General features: G+C 50.6%; 7 protein-coding genes and 1 pseudogene. 4 read left to right on the plus strand and 4 right to left on the minus strand.

Translation table 11 applies throughout. The features are described from left to right. Positions 1-582 (minus strand): class I SAM-dependent methyltransferase (locus tag RB297_RS23795; RefSeq protein WP_375121618.1); only part of this gene is annotated, 582 nt, incomplete at its 3' end. A gap of 357 nt (positions 583-939) precedes the next feature. Then, a complete protein-coding gene (locus tag RB297_RS23800; protein ID WP_009591201.1) occupies positions 940-1476 on the minus strand; it encodes a hypothetical protein in 537 nt (178 codons plus the stop codon). Between the two features lie 107 nt (positions 1477-1583). Between RB297_RS23800 and RB297_RS23805 the strand changes: the two genes are divergently transcribed. Continuing rightward, positions 1584-2498 carry a phosphatidate cytidylyltransferase gene (locus RB297_RS23805; RefSeq protein WP_009591157.1) on the plus strand — a complete coding sequence of 305 codons (915 nt, stop codon included), beginning with the start codon at positions 1584-1586 and terminating at the stop codon, positions 2496-2498. 116 nt (positions 2499-2614) lie between these two features. Here the strand turns inward: RB297_RS23805 and RB297_RS23810 are convergent, their stop codons facing one another. Together RB297_RS23810 and RB297_RS23815 are read right to left on the minus strand one after the other, a co-directional pair. Beyond that, entirely contained in the window at positions 2615-3610 is a 996-nt protein-coding gene (locus RB297_RS23810; RefSeq protein WP_375121619.1) for a sensor domain-containing diguanylate cyclase, read from the minus strand. A gap of 35 nt (positions 3611-3645) precedes the next feature. Continuing rightward, complete coding sequence (locus RB297_RS23815) at positions 3646-4461, minus strand: alpha/beta fold hydrolase (RefSeq protein ID WP_277747365.1); 816 nt, start codon at positions 4459-4461, stop codon at positions 3646-3648. 477 nt (positions 4462-4938) lie between these two features. Here RB297_RS23815 and RB297_RS23820 point away from each other — a divergent pair, with 477 nt between their 5' ends. From RB297_RS23820 to RB297_RS23830, 3 genes and pseudogenes are all read left to right on the plus strand, one after another. Next, the gene (locus RB297_RS23820; RefSeq protein ID WP_375121620.1) at positions 4939-6291 is read left to right on the plus strand and encodes a glycosyltransferase family 2 protein; all 1353 of its coding nucleotides are present in this window, start codon (positions 4939-4941) and stop codon (positions 6289-6291) included. A gap of 29 nt (positions 6292-6320) precedes the next feature. Further along, a pseudogene (locus RB297_RS23825) lies at positions 6321-7272 on the plus strand (acyltransferase). A gap of 6 nt (positions 7273-7278) precedes the next feature. Next, on the plus strand, positions 7279-8442 hold the full coding sequence (locus tag RB297_RS23830; protein ID WP_375121621.1) for a glycoside hydrolase family 18 protein: 1164 nt from the start codon (positions 7279-7281) through the stop codon (positions 8440-8442). Positions 8443-8547 lie beyond the last annotated feature (105 nt).

The following is an 8547-nucleotide window of genomic DNA, read 5'->3' on the forward strand; positions in this document are numbered from 1 at the left end:
ATCGAATGTCTGCCGATTGAAGAATTTCGCCTCCTTCATATCTCCTGAACGGAAAAAGGCCGCCAGCGTTTCATGCCCAATATTCTTCTGGTCCACTTCTTTATAGTCGGTGCCATAGGTAAGGAGCAACTGCTCATATGCCCCCAGGAACGGCGTTCCCCCCGTGAGCCTGGAATTCCATATCAGGGCAACCTTCCCGCCCGGCCTCAGGATCCGCCGAAACTCCGACTGGGCCGCATGACGGTCAAACCAGTGAAAAGCCTGGGCGCTTACGATATGATCCATCGATTGATCGGGCAGCCCCGTCATTTCGGCCGAACCGGAAACCATGCGGAAGCCGGGCTCGCCGCCAAGGTCCGACTCGGCGGCTTCCCGCATCGCCTGATTGGGCTCCACGGCGGTCACATGGCTCCCCCGTTTCAGCAGCAACTTCGTGAATATCCCCGTCCCTGCGCCAATATCGGCGATATCGCCATGCAGTCCCACCGTGTCATACAGATAATCCATGACCTCCTGCGGATAACTCGGGCGATACTTCGTGTACGAATCCACGCGATTCGAAAACCGTTCCTTGCTGTTCATCCTAAACCACGCTCCCATCCAAGATATAAGCGAATCCTGACTACGACATCCTTTCGTTTCATTAGATGAAACTGCATTTCATTTTCATAACTCCATTTTATAGCAAATGCTGTTTAATCTCCAGTACTTGCTGCTGGGAGGGGCTCCCGACCTTCATCATCCACGAACTGCAAAAAGCCCAGCCTCATCTGGATGCAGACTAAGCGGGCTTTTTCCTTATTTCGTAATAAGGTAATTCGAATGGAACAAACTGACACTGACGAGCATAAATGGATGCGCTTGAAGCTGAATGTCTTAGCAACCGTCCGCCTTACAAGTTGGTCATGTCCGCAGGATGCCGACAATGCTTTGTGAAGTTCAAGGCTCATACTCGCTCAGCTTCCCTTCATATATCAACTGCAGGCGCTCGCTTTGGCGAAAATCGTCCGGCGTTACCAAGGCAGGCAGCTTATCCCATAACCTTACTCCGGAACGCTGCAGAATCTCGGCCACGAATTGCGAACAGAAATAGGAATTGCTGAATTCGATCGGTTCCTTCAGGGCGATGCCCAGGACGCCCAATATGTTATAGAAATACTTTTTATCCTTTCGGATAAAAGCCTGCAAAACCCGCTTCATCTTCGCGATGTCGCGTTCGGATACCTGAAGCTCATAGATCACGCAGGTCGTGTTGGGGTACTTGCTGAACGTTCCCGTCTTCAAATCCTCTTTTACAAACCCGCCGTTCAGGGGGTTGTTCGGATTCTTCCTCCCAAAACTATATAACTCCGACAGCTCCCGGTTAAAGGAGATCGAGGCATGATTATAAGGCGCTCTCGTATAGCCCTGAATGACTTTCGTAAAGAGCGTTCCGGTATTGGTAAGCAATATAAAGACCGATTGATCGTCTACCATTTACGAAATTTCCCCTTATCCGTATTGAATTATTCCTTCATAATAACATATGATTCTTTTAGTAGAACAAGAATCGTACCCCGTGACAAGTTGGTGATGACAGGCATATGGAAAGCTCGCTTTTAACCTTGATCCTTATATTCTCCGTCTTATCGGTCATCCAGCTCCTGTATTACGTGATGAGTAAGACGCAGCCGAATATCGACTATACCGAAGTAGGATTCCGCATCAAAACCTGGTGGGGCATGCTCGTCATCTTCTGTTTGGCGACCCTTTTGAATCCCGTCGTATCCCTGCTATCCCTTATGGTGCTGACCTTCTTTACGCTCAAAGAATATTTCTCGATGATCAAAACCCGGAAGGCCGATCGCCGTTTATTTCTGTGGGCTTATCTAACCATCCCCGTCCAATTCTATTGGATCTATATCGAATGGTACGGGATGTTCATCGTGTTCATTCCAATCTATGTATTCTTGGTGCTGCCGCTTCCACGGTTGATCAACAAGGGCACCGTCGGATTTATGCGCAGCGTCAGCTCGACCCAGTGGGGACTCATGCTCATGGTATTCGGTCTCAGCCACCTGGCCTATTTTCAATTTGCCACGCCCCAGTATGGAGCTGGGCTCGTGCTGTTTCTCGTCGTCTTAACGCAGCTGAACGATGTGGTGCACACGATCGCTTCCCTCTATTTCGGCAAACGGAGAATCGTGCCGACATCGAACCCGAATCTCACTTGGGAAGGCTTTGCGTGCGCGTTTCTCGTTACCACCGGATGCTCCTATCTCATCTATCCCTATCTGACGCCGCTTAGCCCGACCTTCGGCCTCTTGTCCGGCATGCTGATCAGCCTCGCCGGCTTCTTCGGCAGCTTGACGGTTTCCGTGCTGAAGCGCGATTTATTGATCGGGGATGACGGACGATTCGATGCTTTGAAGAAAAGTTACCTGAGCCGCGTCGACAGCCTGACGTATACCTCGCCGATCTTTTTTCATTTCATCCGTTACTTTTACGATTTTATGTAGTTTCGCCTCTCACGCAAAAAATAGGTTAACAAGGCTCAGGAGCCTGAACCTCTATAAGCCATAACCATGCGAGCTTAGGCTCAACTTGGTTATGGCTTTTTCATGAATAGAACGTATTAAGTCGAATATCCCTGGAGCCTCAAATCCTCATAATGGGTAACCTGGTTTCGTCCGTTTTGCTTGGAGGCATAGAGGGCTTCGTCCGCTTTTTGCAGGAGCGTCGCTTCATTGGCGTCCGGACTGGCCGTGATGATGCCGATACTGATCGTCATGCTGCCCGTTTTCCAGCTGAAATCCTGGACTGCCCGCCGTAACCGCTCCGCGCCGGCCTTTGCTTTCTCCGCATCCGTTTCCGGGAGGATCATGACAAACTCCTCTCCGCCATAGCGGGCCACCGTCTCACCTTCGACGGCGTGGCTCCTCAGGATGGTTGCTACATCAAACAGAACCTCATCCCCATACCCATGTCCCCAAGTATCGTTCACGCGCTTAAAATGATCAATGTCGATGATGAACAACGAGAGCGGAATCCGGTTATGGTTATACTGCATCAGCTGCTCTTCCAGCTTCTCCTGAAAGAATCTCCGGTTCTTCAATCCGGTCAGCTTGTCGGTATTCGACAGCTCCAACAGAACCGCGTTAATCTCCATGAGCTCCGTCTGCTTCCGTTCAATCTCGGCATGGATCTGCTGCAGCTCGGCCAATGCCTGGTCCTTCTCCCAATAGGCCTTCTCAATCTGCTTGTTGGCCATCCGAAGCTCCATTTCATAATCGAAGCGTTTGCCCATCTGCACCAATACGCAGTCCAGCCGTTCCTGGCCCTCACGCTCCAATTTGCGTCCATTCAATATAAACGGCACCGATTCCCCCCGGCTGTTCTTAAGCCGGATAATCAACTCCTCCACATGCCCGTCCAGATTGATATGCGGATAGAAGTAAGAGTGGAATATAAGCTTGTTCGCCGTCGACATCATAGCTTCAAAATGCTTCTGCACCACGTCTTCCAGCCGATACCCCATCATGTCGAGGAAGGTCTGGTTCACCTCCGCCACCATGCCTTCGTGGGTGATGGAGACATAGCCGCATGGCGCATAGTTCAATCGTTCATCCATTGCTTATCGATCGATCCTTTCCAAGTACATTCCCGCTAGCCTGTATACGCCGCTTCAGATTTCAGATAGTCATTGATCAACGCAATCGTCTCCTCGGGATGGCTGATATGCGGATAATGCCCCTTCGCCTCCATCAAGCGGAACGTGCTGTTATCCAGATGACTGTGCAAATACTCGCCTGCCGCAATAGGGACGATGCTGTCATCCGAGCATTGCAGGATCAGCGAGGGAACCGTGGCTTGGGATAACGCCTGCCGGCAGTCCGAGAAAAAGGTAACCTCGGCGAACTCCCTCGTAATCGCCGGATCCGCCGAAATAAAGCTGCGCTCCAGCTCTTGGGTCAGCTTCGGCATCTCCGGGTTCTTCATCGCGATCGGCGCGAGGAAGCTTGCCCATCCGGCAAAATTCATCTCCATCATATCCAGCAGCTCCGTCACATCGCTTTTATCAAATCCTCCGACGTACCCGTCATCATTCAGATATCGCGGAGATGGCCCGATCATGATTAATTGAGCGAAATACTCCGGACGTTCGATCGATGCCAGCATCCCGATCATGGAGCTGACCGAATGGCCTATAAAAATCACGTCCCGAAGCTCCAGCGCCTCCACAATGTCCAGCACATCCTGCACATAACCGCGAAGGCTGCCGTACCTCTCCGATGTATACGCCGACAAATTAGAACCGCCCGAGCCCACGTAATCGAACAGCACGATACGATAAAACGGTTCGAAGGCAGGCAGGATGTATCTCCACATGCTCTGGTCGCAGCCGAAGCCGTGCGCCAGCATGAGCGTACGCTCCCCTGTCCCCAGCACCTTCACGTGATTCCGTGCAATAACCTCATTCATGACATAAACTCCTCTATGCTCTTCCTTCTTTCTCTCCATTCTAAGGGACCCTATGTAAATATCAAGTCATTTTGCCGAATGTTTGTCGATTTAAGACGAGTTGAACCGAAGTTAGGCGAAAGATGAACGGGCTCCATGTACATATATGCTTAATCGCTTTAGCCGCCTAAAATATAGAAAGACGAACCTATACAGAGACTGTTCTCGAAAAGCATCAATGTATTCGTTTTCTTGATCCATGGAGCGGTTTTACATTTGTAGGACGATTGCGATAGTTTATTACATAGGATGTCATTTGTATTTATATGGAATTAGAGGTTATAAATGTATGATTTTATCCCTCTTTGCCCGATTTTATCCCTTGACATCGAATGGACAGAAAAAGCGCTCGCCTAATCCGCACCCCATAGAGCAGGCCCAAGGCGCATCATACTGGTCTTCATCACAAAAAGACAGAGAAAGAGAGGAGTGAGGAGTTTGCAGTACTTTTTTTATGGATTAGCCGGCGTGTTTCTCGTGTTTCAGGCCCTCTACACGTTCATCCCGCTGCTATGCAGCAAGGTGAAGAAACTGAATTCCGATCTCGCCGAAAAATCAATCACGGTGCTTGTCCCCGCTTACAACGAAGAACTGACGATCCGGAATTGCATCGATGCCATGGCGGGCTTGCGCTACCGCAACTATGAGATCATGATCATCAACGACGGCTCCAAGGACGGAACCTTATCCGCCCTAGACGGGCTCCTGGATTTGGAGCCGAGTGTCAGGACGGCCGACAGCAAGCTGACCTACAAGCCAATAAAAGGATTCTATCGTTCCAATCGATACCGCCATATTTACGTTATCGATAAGATGAATGGCGGGAAAGCCGACTCGCTGAATGCTGGTATCGACTATGCCGTCTCCGACATCGTCATCACCCTGGATGCGGACAGCATGCTGGAAGCCGACTCGCTCAAGTATGTGAATCAATATTTTCACGATGACGATATCATTGCGCTGGGCGGCACGGTCAAAATCGTGCAGGGTGCCGTCCGGGACAAGAACGGTGCCGTCGTCGAAAAATTCCGCGGGAAAGGACTCATCAAAAGCCAGATCATCAATTATACGCACGGCTTCTACGTCCGCAAGCTCACGCAATCGTATTTTAATTCGATCGTGGTGATTTCAGGCGCCTTTGGCGCCTTCTATAAAGAGGTTCTCGTTCATGTCGACGGCTTCCGCAGCACGGTGGGCGAGGATATCGACATTACCCTGAAAATCCATGAATACATCAAGGCCCATCGGCTGAAGAAAAAACTCGTCTACGCCCCGGAAGCGGTATGCTACACCGAATGTCCGGAGAATCTGCCGAACTTCTATAAACAGCGCATTCGCTGGCAGAAGGCCTTCATTGACTGCATTCTGATCTATTGGTCCAGGCTGTCCCGGAAGTTCAGCGTCAGCGTGAGCCTGTTCTTTGCGATTGACGGATTTATGCTGGGGACGCTCTCGGCGTTTACCACGATATTTTATCTGGGGCAGACGCTGGTTGTGGGCGGGAACCTGTGGCATGCCATTATCTTTCTGCTGATGAGCGTGGTGCTGAATGCCGCGCAGATCGTCATCTCCCTGTACTTATGCCGTAAATATGGCAGCACCTATGCGTTTAGCGATTACGTGAGAATGTTCCTGTTCAGCCAAGCGGAGCTGCTAACCTATCGGAATTTGCTGCTGTACATCAACATTGCGGGCACGTTCAAATATTTTGACAATGATGAGGGCTGGGGATTCGTGGAGCGCAAAGGCGTGGCCGCCATCAGCCAGAACATTGCCGCTGGATCGAACTAAATTATAGTGAAGGAGACTGCCGAAACCGCATGGTTCCCAACAAACGAATCGTCTATGTCGATATTCTAAGAATTCTATCTATCGTAGCCGTCATTATCCTGCACTACACGGCAGAGGTGCTGACCAGCACGAATGATTTCCACTCCTCCTCATGGTGGATCAGCAACGGATTCAATTCCATTTCCCGGTTCGCCGTCCCGGTTTTCTTCATGATCAGCGGAGCGATGATTCTGCGGACGAAGATAACATCCTACCGTGAGTTCTATACGAAGCGCGTCGTGCCGCTGCTCATCCCCCTCCTGACCTGGTCGCTCATCTACGGCTTGTACAATCAATACTATCTGATGCGAAGCAAGCTGAGTGCGTACGAGTTCGTTATCGACTTCGGCTACCGGCTGCTGACCGACCGAAATTACGTCCATCTCTGGTGTCTTCTGCTTGAAAAAACAAAACATCAACATTCCGATCATGAACATCCCGTTCTTCATGGGATTTCTGGGTTATTTCATTCTGGGGTACTATCTCTTCCATTTCGATCTGCCGCTTAAAGCAAAAAACATTCTGTACAATCTGGGCATCGTCTCTTTTTTTATCACGCCGGTTGCCACCTACTTCGTATCGCTGCGCAGCGGCGTACTGGATGAGATGTTCTATGGCAATTACTCCATCACCACGTTCTTCATGGCTGTCGGGTTGTTTATCTTCTTCAAGGAGAAGGAAGCCCGAATCAGCGATAAAGTGAATCATAAAGTCCAAAAATTGATCAGCTCGCTCTCCCGGGCCAGCTTCAGCATCTACCTGATTCACCTGCTCGTTGAAATGATGCTATCCGGCCGAACCGAAATCGAGGCCACGTTCCTGGAAGCCTCCCTTAGTCTGATCGTGAATATCACCATTATCTTCGCCATCAGCTATATCACCGTCAAGGTGTTAAACCTAAGCAAAACGGCAACCTACATTCTATTCGGCGGGCGGGGTTAAAGGACGATGAGAATAACGATTTATACGAAAATATTCATTGTGGTGCTGCTTGCAGGCATGGGTCTTTACTTCTATCAGATCTCCGCGGCGGAGGACCGGAAAATCACGGCGGTCTACGTGGAGGCTTGGCAGGATTACCGAAACATCAAGCTATCGGAGAAAGGCGTGGACATTGCGTTTATCGCTTTTGCAAAGATCAAGGGAACGGAGCTCTACTTCCATGAAGACATCACGACCAACAATCAAATCAAAGAAAACATCAAGCAGTTGAAGGCGGCGAATCCGAAGACCCAAATGGTGCTGGCTGTAGGCGGCTACGGAGCCGACGGCTTCTCGGACGCTGCGCTGGACGGCAACCGGTACCTCTTCACCGAGAGCATCATCAACCTGGTCAAGGAGCTGGACCTGGACGGCGTGGACATCGACTGGGAGTATCCGGCGTTCCATGCCTGGAACACGCAGAAGGCAAGGCCGGAGGATACGAGGAATTTTACCAATCTGATGAAGGAGCTGCGGGAGAAGCTGTACAGGCTGCCTCACAAGAACAAGAAATATCTGCTGACCTTCGCTTCCGGAACGCAGGACTGGTACTTCCAGAACGTCGAGGTCAAAAAAGTGGAGAAATACGTGGATTTCATCAACGTCATGACCTACGACCTGACAGGCAAGTGGTCGGATACCACGGGCTTTAACTCCAATCTGTACGCAGACAGCCAGGGGAAATCCAAACACTCCATTGACGGCATCATCTCCATGTACCTGGACCACGACATCGACAGCAGGAAGCTGCTGCTCGGCATCCCTGCCTACTCGTACGGCTGGAAGAACGTGAAGGAAAACAAGGGGGCCAAGAACGGCCTCTTTGCTCCCGGAACGCCCATCGACATCGACAAGGTAAATCTGCATTATAAGCAGATCGAGAAAGCCTACCTGAACAAAAATGGCTTCAAGCGCTACTATGACAACAAAGCCAAGGCTGCCTACCTCTATGACGGCCATACCTTCATCAGTTACGAGGATCAGGAGGCCTTGAAGGAGAAGGTGAGCTACATCCAAAGCAAGAATCTCGCGGGCGCGATGGTCTGGCAGTATTCGCAGGATGCAGAGGACGGCATAGTGAAATATTTGAGCGAGCATTTGAACGAGCGTCAGCAAACCGCCAAACGGTAACATGCGGTGCCTGCCTTAAGCGGAGCTGCACCCCCGTCTTGGGGGAGCGGTAATTCTGGTAGCAACCAACTCTATACGTGAAAAAAGCCGGTGATCCTCGCAGTC

It is taken from the genome of Paenibacillus sp. CR_12, from assembly GCF_041953985.1.
GTDB classification, from domain to species: Bacteria; Bacillota; Bacilli; order Paenibacillales; family Paenibacillaceae; genus Paenibacillus_AQ; species Paenibacillus_AQ lautus_A.

Bases quoted from the DNA above. Each gene is read 5' to 3' on its own strand.
- RB297_RS23800 (WP_009591201.1), bottom strand. From the start codon at position 1,476: ATGGTAGACGATCAATCGGTCTTTATATTGCTTACCAATACCGGAACG.
- RB297_RS23815 (WP_277747365.1), bottom strand. From the start codon at position 4,461: ATGAATGAGGTTATTGCACGGAATCACGTGAAGGTGCTGGGGACAGGG.
- RB297_RS23830 (WP_375121621.1), top strand. From the start codon at position 7,279: ATGAGAATAACGATTTATACGAAAATATTCATTGTGGTGCTGCTTGCA.
- RB297_RS23805 (WP_009591157.1), top strand. From the start codon at position 1,584: ATGGAAAGCTCGCTTTTAACCTTGATCCTTATATTCTCCGTCTTATCG.
- RB297_RS23810 (WP_375121619.1), bottom strand. From the start codon at position 3,610: ATGGATGAACGATTGAACTATGCGCCATGCGGCTATGTCTCCATCACC.